This window comes from Paenibacillus sp. IHB B 3084 (genome assembly GCF_001447315.1).
Classification (GTDB): Bacteria; Bacillota; Bacilli; order Paenibacillales; family Paenibacillaceae; genus Paenibacillus.
Genome location: NZ_CP013203.1, coordinates 3,195,494 through 3,215,075 on the forward strand (window position 1 = coordinate 3,195,494; position 19,582 = coordinate 3,215,075).

A 19,582-nucleotide genomic window follows, 5' to 3' on the forward strand; every position below is an offset into this window, starting at 1 on the left:
GAAATAGTTAACGGGATTTTCGTAACTTTTGCCTTTATAATAAGTCTATTAACATAAGAGGCTTTTTTTGTTTATTTGATAGAGTTTAGAGTACATGATCGGAAAAGTCCGTTTGAATACAATGAAGATGGGAGAGCTATCATCCATATGTTTTTAGGTAATAGGAAACAAGGCAATGAGAAAGTAGATGGCAGAGGGATCGTTAAAAGATGGGCTGTTTTGACACTGGCAGGAGTATTGTGGGTTGGACCCGTTGCCGGAACAGGCGCTCTAATTCCGTTAAACGGCTGGATATCTGCACCGATTGCGAGTGCAGCTTCCGGTTCGACTGTAAAGCTGGGGGAAGAAATTATTACTTCCGGTGCAACATTGATGAAATATCGTTTTAAAGGCTCCAAAGGGACAGCGCTGGCGGATATCGTCCGGGTAGACTTGCAAAATCCATACGTTAAGCTGGATGTTATGACCGGGAAAAATGGACAGTTCACAACCCGCCAAAGTACAGGCGGTATGGCAAAAGAAACGGGAGCAGTCGCTGGTGTGAACGGAGATTATTTTAATACCTCCAGCGAGGGTGCTCCGATTGGTGGACAAGTATCGAAGGGTGTATTAATGTCTACTCCGTCTGATTTAACAGGTATGTATGCCTTTGCTGTAACCAAGGACGGTTCCCCAATGGTGGAGCAGTTCACTTTTGAAGGCACAGTAAAAGCCGGGGATGGATCAACTTTCCCTTTAGCGGGGATGAATAAGGCTTCGTATTCGCCTGAAACGAGTGGAAGCAGCTACAGCCACTCCAACGCTATGTATATTTATACATCTGCCTGGAAAGCAATTGAGCGGCCGAAAAACAGCTCAACAACGCCTACCGAGGTATTGGTGCAAGATGGTGTGGTTACGCAAATTTCCAACAATGCTACGTTGAATATGACTGTGCCGCAGGACGGTTATATTTTACGTACTCACGGCAAAGCGGCCGATTATGCCAAAGCCCACCTGACAGTAGGACAAACGATAGAAACCAGCTATCATCTTCGTGTCAAATCGACAGGGAGTGAGGTGGACCCTTCCAATCTCCAGATGATGATTGGCGGACACACCATATTGGTGAATGACGGTCAGAAAACTTCCTTTTCCCGCAGTACAACGAGCATAGGCGGGACGCGGGCGCGCACGGCTTTGGGATATTCCCGTGACAAGCGTTACGCTTATGTCATTGCCGTTGAGAAGAACGGGAACAGCGTTGGCGTATCCCTGAGTGAGCTGCAAACGCTGATGAAAGATATTGGTGTCTGGAAGGGTATGAACCTGGATGGCGGTGGCTCCACGACAATGGTGACCCGTGATTTAGGAGATACGACAGCGGGGCTTACGTTCAATACGGAATACGGTACGGAGCAACGTAGCGTCGTAAACGGTGTGGGTGTGTACACCAGTGCACCTAAAGGGACGCTCAAAGGCTTTACGATTAAAGGCAATAAAACGCTGCTTATTGGTCAGACCGGAAGCTATTCTTTTAAAGGCTATGACACCTACTACAATCCGTTCGATACCTCAAATGTACAAGTGACATGGAAATCGAGCAACCCGTCCGTGGTGTCGGTGAGTGGCGGGGTTGTGAAGGGGTCGAAACCAGGAACAGCTACGTTGACGGCATCCAGTGGCTCAGCTAGTGCTACGACCAAGGTTACTGTGCTGGGAGCAGATGAAATTTCATCACTTACCGCAGGCAGTGGGACAGGATCGCTTACGGCAGGAGCTAAAATCGCGGTACCGGTAACTGCAAAGACGAAAGACGGCCAGAGCGTCAGCATTTCGTCAGATGCGCTCAAATGGGAGTTCATCGGCTTTAAGGGAAGTGTTAAGGACAATCAGCTTACGATAAATACGGTGGATGCGGGTGTGAAAACGGGCTATGCCATCGGTCGCTACGATGGTTTCAGCGCGGTCGTCTTCCTGTCTGCTGGCGGGGCTAGCACAAACAACTGGGAGAACTTCGAAAATGTTTCGTATCCGGTTGATTTTACTTCGAATGTGGAAGGCGTTACCGGCACAGCGGCTGTTGTACAAGGAGATGGCGACCATGCCAATTCCAAAGTGCTTGAGCTGAACTACGACATGACGAACGGTAGTGGTAAAATGTATGCCTACGCCCAGCTGAATGGTACAACCGGCAAAACGCTTGAACAAGCGGCTACATCCATCTCGATTGATGTTAGAGGAGATAAGAGTCTGAACTGGTTGCGTGCCGAGCTGGAAGATGCCCAGGGCAAAACGGCATATATTGACCTTGCCAAAGTGATCGACTGGAACGGCTGGAAAACCATTAACGCAGACATGAGCAGTTTGAATATTTCATATCCGGCGAAGCTCAAGCGCCTGTATGTAGTCAATGTGGCCGAAGGTCAGGATGAGCGTGCTAAAACGGGCAATGTCGCTTTTGATAATATTTCTTTTAATACACCGGGAACGGTCGGAACCGAAGGACTCAAAAAAGGAACGGCTCAAATGACAATCGGACAAAAGTCGATGACCGTGAACGGAACGCCAACGACCATTGATGCTGCTCCGATGACTCGTGACGGCTCAACGTATGTGCCGATCAAGTACGTGCTGGATGCTTTTGGCGGGCAAGCCAAGTGGAACGCAGGCGATCAGCGGATTACGATTATGCGTGGCGGTGTGCTGATGGATTTAACAGTAGGCAAGAAGGAAGTCGTCCTGAACGGCAAGCGTCAGAGCACGGATGTAGCACCCATCGTGTTAGGTGGTAGGACTTTAGTCCCATTAAGACTCGTGTCTGAGCAGTTAGGAATGACTGTAAAATGGGAACAAGAAACGAAGACCATCACCCTCCAGTCATGATATGGTATGATATATACTTGAAATGCTAGGATTGGAGTAGAACATTTGTGGACTTTCAAGCCGATATCATAGACCGAGTCATTAAGAATGCCATCCAGGTGATGGAGAACAGCAAATATCAGATGTTCGAAATTTTGGACACGGCCCGGACCGAGCTGGTCACGTTAAATCAGGAACTCCAGAGCGTCCTGAAGGAAACGGCGGAAACGATTGAAAAGGTGGACCAGCTGGAAATGAACTATCGGCGGTCCCGTATTCGGCTGACTGAGGTCAGCCGTGACTTTGTCCGCTATTCGGAAGAGGATATCAAGCAGGCTTACGAGAAAGCAACACAGCTTCAGCTCGATGTGATGATCTTTCGCGAGAAGGAAATGTACCTCAAGGCCAGAAGAGATGATCTTCAAAAGCGGGCTAAAAGTGTTGAGGCCTCTGTCGAGCGGGCCGAAACCATCGGTTCGCAGATGGGCGTCGTACTGGAATACTTGTCGGGTGAGTTGGGACAAGTGACGCGGATCATTGAATCGGCCAAAAACCGGCAGTTTATTGGTCTGAAAATTATTTTAGCCCAGGAAGAGGAGCGCAAGCGGATATCCCGTGAAATTCATGACGGACCTGCACAGCTTCTTGCGCATCTAGTGCTTAGGACGGAAATTGTGGAAAGAATGATCGCCAAGCAGGAATTCAAGATGGTTCAGGACGAAATAGTAGACTTGAAGAAACAGGTTCGCTCCAGTCTTGAGGAAATGCGAAAGGTTATTTTCAATCTGCGTCCTATGGCCCTGGATGACTTGGGACTTATTCCGACGCTCCGGAAATATGTGCAGGATTTTGAGGAGAAAACGAAGATTAGAGCGCTTTTTGAAACAAGGGGCAAGGAGCATCGTCTCTCTTCCGCGATGGAAGCAGCCATTTACCGTCTGATCCAAGAAGCTTTGACCAACGTTGCCAAGCATGCTTATCCTACCTATGTGCTTGTTGAGATTACCTATCAGGCGCAGCTTGTAAAAATTGTGGTGCAGGATAATGGTCTGGGCTTTAAGCCAGAGCTTTTTCAGCAGAAAAGTAAAGATCATGGGCATTTTGGTCTGATTGGTATGCGGGAAAGGGTTGAACTGCTCGAGGGGAGAATGGAGATCGAATCAGCTGAGAATCAAGGCACCAAGATAGTGATTCATATCCCAACCAACGTGGAAAAGGGAAAGGAGTAACAACATGGAAAATCAGGAAATTAGTAACGCACCCATTAAAGTTCTCTTGGCGGACGATCATCAGTTGTTCCGTGAAGGGCTTAAACGTATTTTGAATATGGAGGACGACATTGAGGTCATCGGAGAATGTGGCGATGGTATTCAGGTGTTGGAATTCTGTAATGTAGAGAAGCCGGATATCGTTCTGATGGACATTAATATGCCTATTGAAAACGGTGTGGAGGCAACGGAGAAGCTGCGTGAGATGTTCCCGGATGTCAAAGTTATCATTTTGTCCATTCATGATGATGAAAGCTATGTATTCGAGACGTTGCGCAAGGGGGCTAATGGCTACCTGTTAAAAGATATGGAGGCCGAGTCCCTCATTAATGCGATTCGCTCTGTGCATGAAGGATATGCGTTTATTCATCCGAAGGTAACGGGTAAACTCATTCAGCAGCTCCGCCGGATGACGTATCTGAATGAAACCGGGGCTATGGCTGAAGGTCATACGAAGGAAGCTGGCGTGAAGTTCGTCGCAGGCGAAAATAACCCGCTGACCCGTCGTGAGGCTGAAGTGTTGCGCTTAATGGCAGAAGGCAAGAGCAACAAGATGATCGGTGAATATTTATTCATTAGTGAAAAAACGGTCAAAAACCATGTCAGCAGTATTTTGCAAAAAATGGAGGTTGATGACCGGACACAAGCGGTTATTAATTCCATCAAATACGGATGGGTTACGCTGTAAAGTGTAGTCTTTGAAACCCAGTACATAACCGTGACACCTCTTCCTGTTATACGGCATATATTGTCGCTATAGGAGGAGGTGGAACCTTCGTGATGGCCCATTTGGTTTGGATATTGCTTATATATGGTCTGGGAGCCGCAGTCGTGCATCTTATGTATATACGGCAGGCGGTTCAAGCCTATCGCAATGGCGACGATGTGCGCGCGTTATCTTCGGATCAACGGCCGACCCGTTATATTGTCATTACTTCTAATGACGGAGAACGTGTGGAGTGGGTGATGCGTTCATTGAGCATACTTGCCTGGTTACGTCGGAGGCCGCTGCATGTGATGGTACTGGATGATGAATCCGTGGATGATACACTGCCGATCCTTACACGGATGGTGCGTTACAGCCATATGGATGTTTCGGTCATTTCATATCGTTTTTCACCGGGAAACCCGGTTTTACCGAAGTTAGGCGGTGAAAAACGTGTTGTTATTGACCTCAGAACAGCCAACCCGTTGGTGGATGCTCCACTTGTTCGTTAATGACAAAGTATGGTGGACATTACGGTCGAAACCGGATATAAATGTTTACAAGGAATTGCATATGCAAGATAAAAGGGATTTCGCTGAAATCCGAATGATGTGGAGCACACTTCAGGCTATGGGCCATGGAAGTGTGCTTTTTTGCTTTTTTGTTGTTAGAAAGAGGAAAATAAACACTTGAGAAGTGAAAGGGTGCCAAATGAAAATTGCGGTATATGTGGTCAGGTATAGAGGGAAATGGGATATCCGCTTATCCGTGGATATTCGAGTAGATATGACATGGTGTTTGAAAGGGAACAAGGGACAGGAGAATGCTGTCGAAAAATGGGTGGTACTGGGGCGAGAGCTTCCGTTGCCTTGGGGCGTAAAGCTGTGTGAAGTGTTCAAGGGATCAACGGACATGAAGCGATGGACAAGGAGGCAATGGTGGCAATACGTTCTCGCACAGCTAAAGGATGAACTGAATTCAGAGTCTGGTGACGTAGGGCAACATTTAACCGGAGGGATCAATGCTATATGCATTTGGGATGGAGCGGAGGGCTGGATTCCTGACTTAGAAAATGAATGCAGGTGGGAGGGGCAACTGTTTCATCCAAGCAGCAGCATGATGTATGGGGGAGGGAGTGAGGAACGGAGAATAGCAGGAGTATCGTACCTCGGGCAAACAAGGCATTCCAACAGTGAAATTGAAAAACTGGATATGGAGCGTGTGGCACGACAAGCGGATGTGCTGGCTGATTTGCTGTCAGGACGCCAGTTGCTCGTTCTGGAAGCTGAAGCGCTCCTGGCTGAGGTGGCACCAGGATTGGAGCGCGTTTGGCGCTTGGCTGCGCAGCTCGCGTACTTGCAAGGTCGACTCAGCTTTGCTGCTGGCCTTGCACCACATGCGCGTCGGCCCGCTGCGAGTGATCTCCGCTGCAATCGTTGCGGCAGCGGGGCGATGTACCGCACAAGCTGTGCATCGTGCGGGCGCGAGGCGTGCGCCTACTGCGAGACGTGTCTCGCGCTGGGGCGCAGCCGTGAGTGCTCGCTGCTGCTGCGCAGTGCAGCGAAACCCGCCGTGCCGTGCACGGCGGACACAGCCCCGGCCGCGGAGCTCGACCGCTGGGGGCTGAGCCCTGCGCAACGCGCCGCCGCCGAAGCGGCGCTGCGCTTTTTGGCCGCACCGCCCGGTGGGGTGCGGGGGCGCTCTCGGCCGGAAAGCCTCTGGCTCCGGGCGGGCGAGCTATTGCGGCGTGGCATGGCAATACGCCGGGGGACAAGCCCTGCTGCTGCGTCGCAGGGGAGTGTCCTTGCCCGCGACAGCAACAGCGGGCATCCTTCGCCAACAACTGGCGAAGGCGTGGCAGAGCGGTTTTTGCTTTGGGCCGTGACTGGCGCAGGCAAGACGGAAATGATGTTTCCACTCCTGCAACATGTGCTGGAGCATGGAGGAACGGCGCTTGTAGCGACACCGCGCCGGGATGTGGTACTGGAGTTGGCACCCCGTTTGGCAATCGCCTTTCCTCATGTAAGCATGGTGACGCTTTATGGAGGCAGCGATGAACGCTGGCAAAGGGGGCAGCTGACACTCGCAACGACTCATCAGCTTCTGCGTTATCGTCAGGCCTTTGATCTGGTTGTCATTGACGAAATTGACGCGTTTCCTTATCACAATGATCCAATGCTCGCCTTTGCCGCACAGGCTGTATGTAAGCAGGAGGGGAAATTCATTTATTTGTCTGCTACTCCACCGCTACTGTTGCAAAAAGAGGCTGCACGCGGCCTGTTGCCGCATGCCAAGGTTCCCGTTCGTTTTCATCGCCATCCACTGCCTGTCCCATTCCGTCTGGAGACTGCTCCGGTGAAGCATTGGCTGCAAAAGGGACGACTTCCCGCATGCCTAATTCAACGCTTGTTGGCATCCATACATCGCGGCGCTCAGGTCTTCCTGTTTGTGACACGAATCTCACATATTCAATCTCTAGTAGAATTGTTGATCAGACGCTTGCCTGATATCCCAATTGCGGGCACTTCATCCCAGGATGAAGAACGAAGCGCTAAGGTACGTTCCTTTCGAGCAACTGAAATACGTGTACTGGTCACAACCACTATTTTGGAGCGCGGTGTGACGGTTCCGCGGAGTGATGTGTATGTACTGGACGCGGATAGCAGCCTTTTTGATGAAGCCTCTCTGGTACAAATGGCTGGTCGAGCAGGGAGGTCGAAGGATGATCCATGTGGAAGCGTCGTTTTCACATCACCCGAATGGACACGCGGCCAAAAGAGGGCGATTAGACAAATTAAGCGCATGAATACACTAGCGCGAAAAAAGGGCTATCTACAGAATGTGAAACATTAAATGCACAAAATAAAAAAAGTTTTTTTGGAAATGTGAAACCTGATGCAATATTGACACGTAAACTACCAAGAAAGGTGTATTCTGTATGATAATGATGCGCAGAACCCAACTTTTTTTGAATTGGCTACTTCAGCGTCAGTCAGAAACATGTATCGCTTGTGGAATTCACACTGGGGGTTTTTCCAAGTTCCCCGGGATTTGTATTTCTTGTTCGGCTCAAATTCCTTGGATTCACAACATTCGATGTGTTCATTGTGGACGCCCGACATTTTGTCCTGATTGTGTAAGGCCTGACCGGGAAGCACGCTACTATGTGTGTAATCGGAGTGCGACTAGCTATACGCCTATTATGAGAGAATGGATTGGGCAGTTTAAGTATCGCGGAAATGAAAAGTACGGTCCTCCGCTTGGCGAGATGATGCATCGGGCTTATCAGGCTATGAGGCATGAGTTTGCTGGTCGTGAACATTTTCGTTTCAATCAGGCTCTGCGGAGCGTGAATTTGGTGACATGTGTTCCAGTAAGCGAGACACGATTGACAGAGCGAGGTTTCAATCAGGCTCAAATTTTGGCAGAGGAGCTTGCTAGGCGGAATAAACTGCCCTTTTTACCTTTACTTGCTCGTCCACAAGATACTGGCAAACAAAGCTTCAAAACAAAAAAAGAACGCACAGACACGATGTACAATGCGTTCTCTGTTGTGTCAGGTATGACGGAGTTAATTAAGCATTTTATTTTAAACGCTGAGTCTCAAACTAAAATGGAGAATCAGAAATGCGTTACTGTTTGGCTGGTGGACGATATTTATACGACAGGCAGCACTTTACAAGCGTGTGCGCGTGTTTTAAGGAAAAAGGCATCCGAAGAGGGAATACATATGACCATTTTTTGCCTGACTTTGGCAAGGTCATAAGCCCGAATTTTATGTCCCTTTACGAGAGTTTTGGTTTGAAACTAGGAAAAAAAAGTTCATAACGTTCCGAGGAAAACTCGAATGCTAGAGCAGAGAAGCCTTTTAAACCGCACGATAAGCAAGATTTGACAACGAGATAGAGAGAGGTATATAATAAAAATATAGACACAAACAAAAAGTAAGGAAGTGGGGGATGAAAACAGAATATTTTAATTTAGAGGTTGATTTATTTGGAAAATAGGAGTACAATTTCTATCTGTTGATAGCTAACATGGTTTGGTAATAAATGATTAGCTAACGACAACAGAGCGGACATTGGGAGTGTCTCGCTCAGTAGTAAAGCAGTTAATTAAAATTTGACTTAAAAAAGAGGAGAGAAAAAATCATGAAAAACGTAATGAAAAAAGTAGTAATATCTAGCATGTTGGCAGTTAGTTTAGGTGCAGTATCTCTGTTGAGTCCACTTGCTACAGGTCAAGTATCCGCCGCACAGTCTGGTTCTGAGTATGAAAAACAACAAGCAGAAGACCAATTGATAAGAGAACAACAAGAAGCAGCACAAAAAGCATTTGAAGCTAAAGTTTTTGGAATTGAAACAACTGAAAATGCTACGACTACAACACCGGCTCAACCAGCTACTGAGAACAACAATCAAGCAACTACAGCGCCAACTAATACAACAGGAACCCCAGCTACTGTAAATACAATCACAGTAAGTGTTCAAGATGGCGATACGCTGACTTCCATTGCTGAAAAATACGGTGTAACTGTTGAAGAACTGCTTAAAATTAACAACCTGATTAAAGTAGGCCAAGAACTGCAAGTTCCGCAAGCAAACACTAATAAATAATTCATTATAAATTCATAATAAAATGTTTTTATTAAACCAAGTGTTTGACTACAGTATACGGGAAGGCCTCTATTAAAACAATGCTTTTTTGAATAATTATTTGTGGAATAGCTTGTTTTTTTGGACTGCAAATTTTCAATGGTGCGTCTACACTTATTTCCAGATAGATTTTAAGTTGGGATGATGTTAGTCGCATTGATATAATGAATACCCACACTCCATGTGCGGAGCATTCGTATGGGCGCCGTTCCCCCGGATTTGTAGCAGTTACTTGGTGGCATTCGGGGCACAGGTGAACATGAATTCTTCTGAGGATTGTTTCGCCCGGTTTTTCCCTCATCTTGATTCGTATATTTACTCCATTTATAATCATATACAGCTTTTTTAATTATAGTGAGGCGCTATTCCCGAAATAACCGGAATGGCGCTTATTTTATTTTAATCTAAAAACCTGAGCGTTGTATGACGATAAATAGACACATGCAATAGGATTGATCTGGCAGAAATCATTTGTCTCCTTAGGTTACATACGAATTGCATATCATTATATATATGTAAGAAAAATTTTAATGTTAGGTTATGGCCCATTAGCTGGTGTGGGATTTAAATGTTTGGTTTTCTTGTTGCGTTTCTTAATACAGAGTACATTAGAATTCTGTACCTTTATTATGATATCGTACAAAATGTGCAATTGTGTAAAATCTATCACTCTTTTTTTAAAATATTCGCTAGACGAGGCTCTTAGGTATAAGGTAATGTAAGGATACACTAATACGAGACCGGAAACAGGAAAGGGGCGCTGCAGAGCATGAACTTGGATAACTGTCCTCGCTGTGGAAAGCTGTTTATTAAGAACGTCAGGGGAATCTGTCAGAACTGTATTAAAGAAATTGAAATTGAATACGAACGTTGTGTCAAACATATACGTGAAAATAAGGGCATTCATATGCATGAGCTTTCAGAGGCTACTGAGGTATCCGTAAAGCAAATTACAACATTTATACGTGAGGGACGTATTTCCATTGCTAATGCGCCCAATATGACGTATCCTTGCGAGGTATGCGGGATACCGATTCGTGAAGGGCATATGTGCGATTCTTGTCGAACACGTCTGACTAAAGACCTGCATCAGGCTGTACGCGAAAGTAGTAATCAGGATCAAAGTAATAATATGGGCTCAGGTACCTACAGCGCGATTGATAAACTTCGTGGAAAGTAGTACAGGGGAATTAAAAACGCATTCAGCTATTCAAAAAGTTTCAAATACCGCCGATAATCTTTATAGAGCTTATCGGTTTTTTTATTTTTAGCAACCATGCACAAAATAAAGAAGTAAGGCATAATACGAACCATGTTCGACGCTATGTCGTCTGATACATTCTGACCATATCAAATAACTAAGGAAGGTGGAAGTTATGAAAATTAACGAGACCAACCGCATCGGAGCTATTAATCCATATCAACGAAATATTGAAGCAGGACGCCAAGAGGAACAAAAGAAATCCCGCCGCAAGGACGAGGTCTCGATTTCCCCGGAAGCAATGGAAATGCTGAACCGCAGCAGTGACGCAGACCGCGTTAAAAAGATTCAGGAGCTTAAGCAGCAAGTAGCTTCTGGAACCTATCGTGTGGATGCAGACAAAATTGCAGAGAAGCTGTTACCTTACTTCAAGCAATCTTCTGAAAGCTAGGTGAAGGAATATGCCTTTAGAGCGTTTGATTGATGTGCTAGAGCAGCTTAGAGAGGCTCACGAGCAGTTGATTGCATTAGGAACTCAAAAAAAAGAAGCGCTGATATCCAATAAGGTAGATCAGCTCATTTTAGTAATGAATCAGGAATCGAAGCTTTCCAGAAATATTGAGCAGCTGGATGAACGACGTATGCAGGCAGCATATGAATTTTTGCAGGAACGTGGTATTAAGTCCAAGTTGAATCTCAATATTACGGAATTGTCACGTCTCGTGTTTGATGTAAATGACAAGCAGCGCCTCCTTCAAATTCAAAAAAATTTGGCGGATACCCTTCAGGAATTGAAGAAACTAAATGAATTGAATCAACAGCTTATACAGCAGGCGATTTCCTATATCGATTTTTCCATTGAGAGTATGTCATATTATGCGGAATCGGAAGCGACTTACCAGCGCCCGGCTGATAAAAGTATATCAACTGTGACGGCGGGCCTATTTGATACACGCGCCTAATAGAAGGAGGAAAACATGACCTCAACATTTCATGGTATAGAAACAGCGAGAAGAAGCTTAAATACGCAAACGGCAGCACTAAACACAACCGGACACAATATTTCCAATGCCAACACAGCTGGTTATTCCAGACAAGTGGTAAGTATGAAAGCCTCTGAATCTATGGAGGCGTATGGTTTGAATCGTTCTGTTGTAAGAGGTCAGATGGGTACAGGGGTTGAATTTACCGCTATTGAGCGTGTTCGTCAGACATTTCTGGATGACCAGTACCGTAACGAAAGTTCTTCTCAAGGTGGCTGGGATATCCGTTATGATACGCTGAACAAGCTTGAGACCATTATGAACGAACCCTCGGATACGGGGATCCGCAAGGTCATGGATAACTTTTGGGATGCATGGTCCGATCTGAGCCAAGATCCTCAGGATGTTACGAATCGCAAAATTGTAAAAGAGACTACGCTTGCTCTGACAGATGCTTTGAATCAGGCTAGCAAACAGTTGGATGCACTCAGTTCTGATTTGACTAGTAACGTCACATTAAAAACAACTGAGATGAACTCATTATTGCAGTCTGTAGCGGATTTGAATGGTAATATCTATAAGTTGGAGCAAATTGGAGATAACCCGAATGATTTGCGGGATCAGCGGGATTATGCGATTGATAAGTTGTCCAAACTTGCGAATGTGCAGGTAACTCAGTTGGATAACGGCTATCAGGTAACGGTGGCTGGACAAGTAGCTGTTGCGGGTACAGAGGTAACTGCTGTTACGGCGGCTGGCCTTGAGGCTGCATATCAGGGAGGGACATTAACCGGTGGCGAAGTATACGGTATGATTCTATCCCGGGATAAATATGTATCGGATTACAAGAGTCAGATGGACCAGTTGGCTAATACGTTGGCAAATGGCAACATTGAAATTACTTTACCTGCAGGTACGGTTCTACCCGAGGGAACGGTACTGAATTCGGGTGCCAATAATACAGCAGTCACTTACTCGAATGCGAATAACAATAGAACCTTGACGGCTGATTTAAAAGTAACCGTACAAGGGATTAATGGCCTTCACCAGCTAGGATACACGCTTAGTGGCACGACACCGCAAAAAGGTGGGGCGTTCTTCACCTCCAAAGATGGGGCTGCCATTACAGCAGGTAATATTACGCTGAATAAGGATATTCAAGATGATCCCAATAAAATTTCCAGCTCTTTGCGGGTAGATGGAACGGGTACGGCGAATGAGAAGGTAACCGTAGGTAACAATGCTTTGGCGTTGGCAATGGCGAACCTGAAAAATGTGAAGTTTGGCTTTAATACCACTCAAGCCCAGTCTACCACGGTAGATGACTTTTTCAGCTCAATTGTAGGACAATTAGGTGTTCAAACTCAGGAAGCAGAGCGCCAATCGCAAAATGCACAGCTATTGACCGAGCAAGTGGACATGAATCGTCAGTCGGTCAGCGGGGTGTCATTGGATGAAGAGATGTCCAATATGATTAAATTTCAGCATGCCTATAGTGCAGCCTCCCGGTTCATGACTACATTTGACCAACTGTTGGACAAGCTGATTAATGGTACAGGCCGCGTAGGTCTATAGTATAATGAGAAGGTGGAGTAAGTTATGCCAATTCGAGTAACCTCAGGGATGACCAATATGCAACTGCTCAGTAACCTGAATCGGAATAACAATAATACAAGTAAATTGGAAAACCAGATTTCGACTGGTCGTAAGCTGAATAAGCCCTCAGATGACCCTGTAGGAGTAACCTATGCACTGCGTTACAGAGCCGAGTTGGCTTCTAATGAGCAATACAAAACCAATTCAGACGCAGCTGTTAGTTGGTTAGATTTTACTGATACCACCATGCAACAGAGCAGTGATGTAATGAAGCGTCTCAAAGAGTTGACAGTTCAGGCTTCAAGTGAAACACTTCCTCAATCCGCCTTGGATTCCATTAAGCTGGAAGTCGACCAACTAAAAGAGCAAATGATGAATATTGGTAACAGCCAGCTTCGTGGGAAGTATGTTTTCAATGGGCAAAATTATGATCAGGCGCCGTATCAGCTATCAGCAACGGTCACGAGTTATGATCAGATTAATCCGGATCAAGGTGCAGTTAGTTATGCGATTGGGGATCAAGATGCATTTCGGGTAAATACGTCAGGCAGCGATTTTTTCGGGAAATCGACAGATGCCGATAATGTTTTTAAGGTCATGGATGCATTATCCAACGCATTAACCAGTGGGAATAGTACAGCAATATCAAGTCAACTTTCAAGCATTGAATCCCGTTTTACCAAAATGCAAACAAGTTTGTCTGAAGTAGGTGCACGCACGAACCGGGTTGAATTGGTACAAGCCCGTTTAGATGATCGTAATTTGAATTTGACGACACTTCAAGCCAAAACTGAGGATGCAGATGTTGCTAGTCTGATGATTCAAGCTACATCTGCCCAAACTATCTATGAGGCTGCCTTGAAATCATCTGCCAAGATCATGCAGCCATCTCTGATGGACTTTATGAGTTGATTTTTATCTTTGACATTGTTACTTGAAGCTATGGACGAGTGGTCCGTAGCTTTTTTGTTACTATCTATAGGAGGAGTTACTAATGACCCCAAAACAGAAAATAGAAGAAGAAAACCAAGATACAAACACCGTTCTTTATGTGTTTCCAAAAGGAATACCGGGCTTTGAACAACTTCGGGAATTTCAACTACAGGAGCATAATGAATTATTTAGTCTTTTCAGTGCAGTAGAACAGCCTGCTACTATTTTTATTACTGTAAATCCATTCGATTTCTTTGATAATTATGAATTTGAGTTGTCTGATGATGCACTTGAGGATGTTGGAATTACCAGTCTGGAACAGATAACGGTACGATGCATTTGCACTTGGAACAGTGATCAATCCAAAACGACGGTTAATTTGCTCGCGCCTTTAATTTTTAACATTGAGCAGCGAACAGGAAAGCAAATCGTTTTGCAGAATACAGACTATACAATTAAGCATCCATTATGGAATGGAATAGAGTCCAGCAAAGGCGGTGAGTCCTGATGCTCGTATTAACGCGTAAAAAGGGTGATTCCATTGTGATTCAGAATGATATCGTCATTACTGTTCTTTCCGTGGAAGGGGACAATGTGAAAATTGGTATTTCTGCTCCTAAGGAAATCGATATTTACCGAAAAGAAGTCTTTGAAGCTATTCAGCAAAATAATCAAAGTGCAGTTATGGATTCGAATGCCATTCAAAGTGCAATGTTGGAGATGGAAGAGAGAAAGTCCTGAGTTGCAAATATTCGTGGCACATATTCATTGGAAAAAGCTGACACAAGTAGATTGTCAGCTTTTTTCGTATTATACATAAACTATCTCAAAAGTCCATTATGAGTTATTACTGTTATGCTCTAATGATACGAACCCCTGTGTTGCCTGTTATTTTAATTTTTGTCCAATCCTCGTCATATAAGTTATCGATGGTCTGATTGCTGTTGAAGTTAGAGGAACCTTGATTTTTGGCGAAAAAAGGGTTGTCATCCGGTTCATTAGCATCATAGCTGTCAGATAGACCTGCGACGACTGTAAATGGATTGACAGAGTCAAACCCTTTATAGGAATGAATCTGAATAAAGTAATATCTGGTTTCAGCTATATAACTCAACTGTTCGTATAGATTCCCACCTTTGGTGGAATGGGATACTTGAGTTATCGTTGCTGTGCTCTCATTGTTTTATAAAGATATAGGTCGTAATCGATCGTTGTGGAGGAACCTAGAAATAAGGAAGTAGTCAGTTTATTTGCTTTGTCAACGTGAGTATAGTACCAACGATTCTCTCCTTCGGCTGTTATATGCCTTGAATAGCATTTCCATTATTGAAGAAGATGGCATTATCAGATGTCGTATTATACACATCATACGTGACAGCAGAGAATGAATTTTTGTTGTTAGCAGAATTGGTGGGGAGAGTGACATGATCATAGGAGTAGTTGGAAGCAGCGCGAGTGAACGATGAGGTGGTAACACTGATGAGGAGAAAGATGATTACAAGCGAAATAAACTTACGATACATAGTTACATCTCCTTTTATATGAAAATGATTACATCTTCAATATAATCATTGGTATATAATGAAAATTATTGACTTAGAACGGAAATAATAAGGATGGACCTTCTAAGAAATTATTTCTAAAAAAATACGAAATGCTATAAACAATTCTCATCATAGAGTCGATATATATTTTAGAGCGGTAATTCTTCAGGGCGGCCGACCTGTGAAGACGCTTATACCACAAGGACGTGGGAATCAAACCATTTCAGGGAGGAAATATAAAATGATTATCAATCACAACTTACCAGCAGTAAATACACACCGTAACATGCAATTGAACAACACGGCAGCAAGCAAAAACATGGAAAAATTGTCTTCGGGTCTGCGTATCAACCGTGCAGCTGACGATGCTGCTGGTCTCTCCATTTCCGAGAAAATGCGCGGTCAAATCCGTGGTCTGGAACAAGCGCAACGTAACGTTCAAGATGGTATCTCTTTCGCACAAACAGCTGAAGGTGCAATGAACGAAGTATCCTCCATGCTGACTCGTATGAAAGAACTGAGCGTTCAACAAGCCAATGATACTTACAGTGCTGGCGATAAATCCAACATCAAAGCAGAACTTGGTCAATTGGGTAGTCAAATTGACGCAATTCTGTCCAACACTAAATTCAATGGTATTGCAATTTCCGGCGGAGCAGGTGTTAAAATCCAAGCTGATGATAACAAGTTCGTAATTACTGTTAAAGGTATTGATTCCACTGGCTTCCGTGGCCTTACTTCGGCAGTAACTTTGTCTCAGACAACAGATGCAATTGAAAAAGTTGCTAAGCAACGTGCGAATCTTGGTGCTATGCAAAACCGTATGGAATATACTTCCAATAACTTGGGCACAACTGTAGAAAACCTGACAGCTTCCGAATCCCGTATTCGTGATACTGACATGGCAAAAGAAATGGTTACTCTGTCCAAAAACAACATCTTGCTGCAAGCTTCCCAATCCATGCTGTCACAAGCAAACTCCGCACCACAAGGCGTACTGTCGTTGTTGCGTTAATTTTAAACGACATAAGTTTACAAAAAAAGATCCTGCTTCTCGCAGGATCTTTTTTTGCTTTTATTTTAGTTTTTTCGTAAATAATTGCACTCATTTACCGATATATAATGTATGAGCATTTCAAATACAGAACGGCTTTATTGTGTCTAAAACTATTAATGGAGGTTATTCTATGGACTCAATGATATCCCGTGGTAGTGGGAATCTGTTGCCGATTCAGCAATCAGCAGGAATAAAACGTGAAGCCCCTTCAGATGCCGAAACCAATTATTCTGCTGCACAAGATGCTGTCCAAACAACCAATAGAGGTGGTACTGCACAGAAACAGTCGACACATGAGGAAGCAGTTTTGGAGCTACAGAAAGTAATTGATGCTATTCAAGGCCCACAGAAGACGTTTGAAATATCCGTGCATGAAAAGACGCATGCAATCATGATAAAAGTGATGAACAAGGAAACTGGCGATCTGATTCGTGAGGTACCTCCTGAAAAAATTTTGGATATAGCGGCTAGAATGATGGAAATTGCAGGAATCATTATCGATAAAAAAGTATAGGGGGACATACAATTATGGTAACAAGAATAAGTGGTCTAGCCTCAGGTATGGATATTGATGCAATGGTCAAAAAGCTGATGACAGCTGAGCGTATACCGCTCGACAAATTGAATCAGCAGAAACAATTAATGGAATGGAAACGGGAAAACTATCGTGAGAGTAGCACCAAGATAGTTTCATTTCAAGATAAATTAACTAGTCTGACCCGTAGCGCAGCAATAAATCCGCAGAAAGTAACAGTAACGGGTAACAGCGACGCATTGTCTGCAACGGCTTCTTCTTCTGCTAGTGGAGTGTTGGATATTTCGGTGACAAGTTTGGCCACTGCGGCAAAATCAGTTTCAAGTACATGGACCGAAAAGGCGAGCAGTGGGCTGGCGTTCGCAGATGGTGCAGCTCGTACGGTCCAAGTTGGTAGTGCTACTATTGATGTGGATGCAAATGAAACCATTGAATCGTTTGTCAAGAAGATCAACGATAATAGTAAGACAGGGGTAACTGCCCTATATGATGCTAAATCTGGTTTGTCATTAACAAGTAAAACTACCGGCTCGCAAGCATTTACTATTGATTCTCAAATCAATAGTGCATTTAGCCTTGCATTAACGAACGGAACTGATGCTGTATTAAAAGTAAATGGGCTAGACGTAACGAAGTCTTCCAATAACTTTACAATAAATGGTGTTGATATTACACTTAAGACAGCAGGTGGTGCTGCAACAAGAATAGAAGCTACCAAAGATACCGATAAGATCGTCGAAAATATTCAAAGCTTTGTCGATGCTTATAATGATGTTCTCGCTACCCTCAATAGCAAGGTTGGTGAGGAGAGATATAAAAAATACGCCCCGCTTACAACGGAACAAAAAGCGGGTATGAGTGATGATGAAGTCAAGTTGTGGACAACGAAGGCAAAGAGTGGCATGCTTAGAAATGATGCTATGCTGCAGGATACATTATCTGAAATGCGTAATGCTATGATTCAAGGTGTAGATATCGGCAGAGTTGATGCGGATGGTAAGAATAAGCCCTTAATGATGTCTGAGCTTGGGATCACTACGGGTACGTATGCTACCAAAGGTAAGCTTATTTTAGATGCAGACAAATTGCGTGCAGCAGTAGAAAAAGATCCGGATGTTATCTCTAATTTTTTTGGAAAACAGGATCCAAGCACGGCGCTAACTAATAAATATACACAGCAAGACGGTGTTCTTGCTAAACTAAAGAAAATTTCGAATGCTTCACTTCAAAAAATGGCGGATACTGCGGGTACATCAAAAGTTAGTTCTGATCTAACCGCTGCATTTCTTTCTACGAGCTCAATGGGAGAGCAATTGTCGAGCCTTGACCGTCGGATCAGCGATATGACAAGCCGTTTAACTTTAATGGAAACCAATTATTATAAAAAATTTACCGCAATGGAGACATCCATTAACAAATACAATAGCACATCTTCCAGTCTTACAAGTATGTTGTCATAAAGGAGGTTTTACAATTGATCAATACACCCTATCAAAAATACCGGCAGACTCAAGCGCAAACCGCTTCCAAGCCTAAACTGCTGATTATGCTGTACGATGGGGCTATTCGTTTTGTTCGTGCAGGGGTTGAGGGCATTGAGAATAACGATAACGAGAAAGCAAATAATAATTTGTGTAAAGCGCAAGCGATTGTACACGAGCTGATATCTGCTTTGAATTTTGATTATCCACTTTCTCATGATCTGTTACGAGTGTACGAATATATGCTGCATGAGCTGATTGAGGCGAATGTCAGCAAAATAGCCGCTCCTGCACAAGAGGTGCTGGAACATTTGACTGATCTACGAGAAACCTGGTTGGAAGCAATGAAAATGTCTGGTGTAGTTGGTAGTGTGTGATGACAGCTGTTAATATGCAAGCTCTCCTTGATGAATTGCAACATATGACAGAAGCAGTGTTGTCTAACCTTCTGAATTTAAGTGAAGAGGAATTTGAACAGTTTGCCGATCAAAGACAGCGTATTGTAGAACAGATGAAACTCTACCAAACATCCATGACAGAAAATGATAAGCAGAAAATTCGCGATATACTAAATAACGATTCGTTGATCTTACAGCGCATGCATATACTAAAGGATGAGGCGGGGCACTGGATAGAGAAACGTGGAGCCATTCGTGTACAGCAGCATGCATATCGGCGAGCTTATGCCGTGGATAGTTTGTTTATTGATCACCGGAAATAAAAAATGCTTTATGCAACGTCCCTCATTCTATTATTAGAATGGGGGTATTTTTGTGAAA

At 44.3% G+C, this 19,582-nt stretch carries 19 protein-coding genes; all 19 read left to right on the forward strand.

From position 1 onward, the window contains the following. Window positions 1–147: 147 nt before the first annotated feature. Window positions 148–2,865, forward strand: coding sequence for a stalk domain-containing protein (locus ASL14_RS15015; protein ID WP_134912186.1), 2,718 nt, complete (start codon window positions 148–150; stop codon window positions 2,863–2,865). Window positions 2,866–2,912: 47 nt separating this feature from the next. Next, window positions 2,913–4,073, forward strand: coding sequence for a sensor histidine kinase (locus ASL14_RS15020; RefSeq protein WP_090888724.1), 1,161 nt, complete (start codon window positions 2,913–2,915; stop codon window positions 4,071–4,073). Window positions 4,074–4,077: 4 nt separating this feature from the next. After that, window positions 4,078–4,800 (forward strand): response regulator, encoded by a 723-nt coding sequence (locus tag ASL14_RS15025; protein WP_007432713.1) that lies wholly within the window; start codon window positions 4,078–4,080, stop codon window positions 4,798–4,800. A gap of 92 nt (window positions 4,801–4,892) precedes the next feature. Next, complete coding sequence (locus ASL14_RS15030) at window positions 4,893–5,330, forward strand: hypothetical protein (RefSeq protein ID WP_223264352.1); 438 nt, start codon at window positions 4,893–4,895, stop codon at window positions 5,328–5,330. 199 nt (window positions 5,331–5,529) lie between these two features. Continuing rightward, window positions 5,530–7,671, forward strand: a complete 2,142-nt coding sequence (locus tag ASL14_RS15035) for an ATP-dependent helicase ComFA (protein WP_134912188.1) — start codon at window positions 5,530–5,532, stop codon at window positions 7,669–7,671. A 313-nt stretch (window positions 7,672–7,984) separates the two neighbouring features. Beyond that, window positions 7,985–8,584 (forward strand): ComF family protein, encoded by a 600-nt coding sequence (locus ASL14_RS15040; RefSeq protein WP_223264002.1) that lies wholly within the window; start codon window positions 7,985–7,987, stop codon window positions 8,582–8,584. A 385-nt stretch (window positions 8,585–8,969) separates the two neighbouring features. Next, window positions 8,970–9,434: a LysM peptidoglycan-binding domain-containing protein gene (locus ASL14_RS15045; RefSeq protein WP_134912189.1), complete on the forward strand. Its 465-nt coding sequence runs from the start codon at window positions 8,970–8,972 to the stop codon at window positions 9,432–9,434. An 808-nt stretch (window positions 9,435–10,242) separates the two neighbouring features. Beyond that, window positions 10,243–10,653 carry a TIGR03826 family flagellar region protein gene (locus ASL14_RS15055; RefSeq protein ID WP_044648603.1) on the forward strand — a complete coding sequence of 137 codons (411 nt, stop codon included), beginning with the start codon at window positions 10,243–10,245 and terminating at the stop codon, window positions 10,651–10,653. Between the two features lie 196 nt (window positions 10,654–10,849). Beyond that, window positions 10,850–11,125, forward strand: a complete 276-nt coding sequence (gene flgM, locus ASL14_RS15060; protein WP_014278436.1) for a flagellar biosynthesis anti-sigma factor FlgM — start codon at window positions 10,850–10,852, stop codon at window positions 11,123–11,125. 10 nt (window positions 11,126–11,135) lie between these two features. Beyond that, window positions 11,136–11,636 (forward strand): flagellar protein FlgN, encoded by a 501-nt coding sequence (locus ASL14_RS15065; RefSeq protein WP_134912190.1) that lies wholly within the window; start codon window positions 11,136–11,138, stop codon window positions 11,634–11,636. Window positions 11,637–11,651: 15 nt separating this feature from the next. Then, window positions 11,652–13,232: a flagellar hook-associated protein FlgK gene (flgK, locus tag ASL14_RS15070; protein WP_134912191.1), complete on the forward strand. Its 1,581-nt coding sequence runs from the start codon at window positions 11,652–11,654 to the stop codon at window positions 13,230–13,232. A gap of 24 nt (window positions 13,233–13,256) precedes the next feature. Next, window positions 13,257–14,165: a flagellar hook-associated protein FlgL gene (flgL, locus tag ASL14_RS15075; RefSeq protein WP_134912192.1), complete on the forward strand. Its 909-nt coding sequence runs from the start codon at window positions 13,257–13,259 to the stop codon at window positions 14,163–14,165. An 82-nt stretch (window positions 14,166–14,247) separates the two neighbouring features. Then, window positions 14,248–14,694, forward strand: coding sequence for a flagellar assembly protein FliW (locus ASL14_RS15080; protein WP_134912193.1), 447 nt, complete (start codon window positions 14,248–14,250; stop codon window positions 14,692–14,694). Further along, on the forward strand, window positions 14,694–14,927 hold the full coding sequence (csrA, locus tag ASL14_RS15085) for a carbon storage regulator CsrA (protein WP_134912194.1): 234 nt from the start codon (window positions 14,694–14,696) through the stop codon (window positions 14,925–14,927). The genes ASL14_RS15080 and csrA overlap by 1 nt, the downstream gene beginning before the upstream one ends. Before the next feature lie 1,044 nt (window positions 14,928–15,971). Further along, window positions 15,972–16,745 carry a flagellin N-terminal helical domain-containing protein gene (locus ASL14_RS15090; protein ID WP_134912195.1) on the forward strand — a complete coding sequence of 258 codons (774 nt, stop codon included), beginning with the start codon at window positions 15,972–15,974 and terminating at the stop codon, window positions 16,743–16,745. Window positions 16,746–16,917: 172 nt separating this feature from the next. Continuing rightward, window positions 16,918–17,301 carry a flagellar protein FlaG gene (locus tag ASL14_RS15095; RefSeq protein ID WP_134912196.1) on the forward strand — a complete coding sequence of 128 codons (384 nt, stop codon included), beginning with the start codon at window positions 16,918–16,920 and terminating at the stop codon, window positions 17,299–17,301. A gap of 14 nt (window positions 17,302–17,315) precedes the next feature. Next, window positions 17,316–18,782 (forward strand): flagellar filament capping protein FliD, encoded by a 1,467-nt coding sequence (fliD, locus tag ASL14_RS15100; RefSeq protein ID WP_134912197.1) that lies wholly within the window; start codon window positions 17,316–17,318, stop codon window positions 18,780–18,782. A gap of 14 nt (window positions 18,783–18,796) precedes the next feature. Next, window positions 18,797–19,180: a flagellar export chaperone FliS gene (fliS, locus tag ASL14_RS15105; RefSeq protein WP_134912198.1), complete on the forward strand. Its 384-nt coding sequence runs from the start codon at window positions 18,797–18,799 to the stop codon at window positions 19,178–19,180. After that, the gene (locus ASL14_RS15110) at window positions 19,180–19,524 is read left to right on the forward strand and encodes a hypothetical protein (RefSeq protein ID WP_134914554.1); all 345 of its coding nucleotides are present in this window, start codon (window positions 19,180–19,182) and stop codon (window positions 19,522–19,524) included. Before fliS ends, ASL14_RS15110 begins: the two co-directional genes overlap by 1 nt. Window positions 19,525–19,582 lie beyond the last annotated feature (58 nt).

What these genes read in the sequence shown, in the direction of transcription:
- ASL14_RS15090 (WP_134912195.1), top strand. Translation starts at nt 15,972, where the DNA reads ATGATTATCAATCACAACTTACCAGCAGTAAATACACACCGTAACATG.
- ASL14_RS15095 (WP_134912196.1), top strand. Translation starts at nt 16,918, where the DNA reads ATGGACTCAATGATATCCCGTGGTAGTGGGAATCTGTTGCCGATTCAG.
- flgK (WP_134912191.1), top strand. Translation starts at nt 11,652, where the DNA reads ATGACCTCAACATTTCATGGTATAGAAACAGCGAGAAGAAGCTTAAAT.
- fliD (WP_134912197.1), top strand. Translation starts at nt 17,316, where the DNA reads ATGGTAACAAGAATAAGTGGTCTAGCCTCAGGTATGGATATTGATGCA.
- flgM (WP_014278436.1), top strand. Translation starts at nt 10,850, where the DNA reads ATGAAAATTAACGAGACCAACCGCATCGGAGCTATTAATCCATATCAA.
- ASL14_RS15035 (WP_134912188.1), top strand. Translation starts at nt 5,530, where the DNA reads ATGAAAATTGCGGTATATGTGGTCAGGTATAGAGGGAAATGGGATATC.
- ASL14_RS15030 (WP_223264352.1), top strand. Translation starts at nt 4,893, where the DNA reads ATGGCCCATTTGGTTTGGATATTGCTTATATATGGTCTGGGAGCCGCA.
- ASL14_RS15080 (WP_134912193.1), top strand. Translation starts at nt 14,248, where the DNA reads ATGACCCCAAAACAGAAAATAGAAGAAGAAAACCAAGATACAAACACC.
- ASL14_RS15045 (WP_134912189.1), top strand. Translation starts at nt 8,970, where the DNA reads ATGAAAAACGTAATGAAAAAAGTAGTAATATCTAGCATGTTGGCAGTT.
- ASL14_RS15065 (WP_134912190.1), top strand. Translation starts at nt 11,136, where the DNA reads ATGCCTTTAGAGCGTTTGATTGATGTGCTAGAGCAGCTTAGAGAGGCT.
- csrA (WP_134912194.1), top strand. Translation starts at nt 14,694, where the DNA reads ATGCTCGTATTAACGCGTAAAAAGGGTGATTCCATTGTGATTCAGAAT.
- ASL14_RS15055 (WP_044648603.1), top strand. Translation starts at nt 10,243, where the DNA reads ATGAACTTGGATAACTGTCCTCGCTGTGGAAAGCTGTTTATTAAGAAC.
- ASL14_RS15110 (WP_134914554.1), top strand. Translation starts at nt 19,180, where the DNA reads ATGACAGCTGTTAATATGCAAGCTCTCCTTGATGAATTGCAACATATG.
- ASL14_RS15025 (WP_007432713.1), top strand. Translation starts at nt 4,078, where the DNA reads ATGGAAAATCAGGAAATTAGTAACGCACCCATTAAAGTTCTCTTGGCG.
- flgL (WP_134912192.1), top strand. Translation starts at nt 13,257, where the DNA reads ATGCCAATTCGAGTAACCTCAGGGATGACCAATATGCAACTGCTCAGT.
- ASL14_RS15015 (WP_134912186.1), top strand. Translation starts at nt 148, where the DNA reads ATGTTTTTAGGTAATAGGAAACAAGGCAATGAGAAAGTAGATGGCAGA.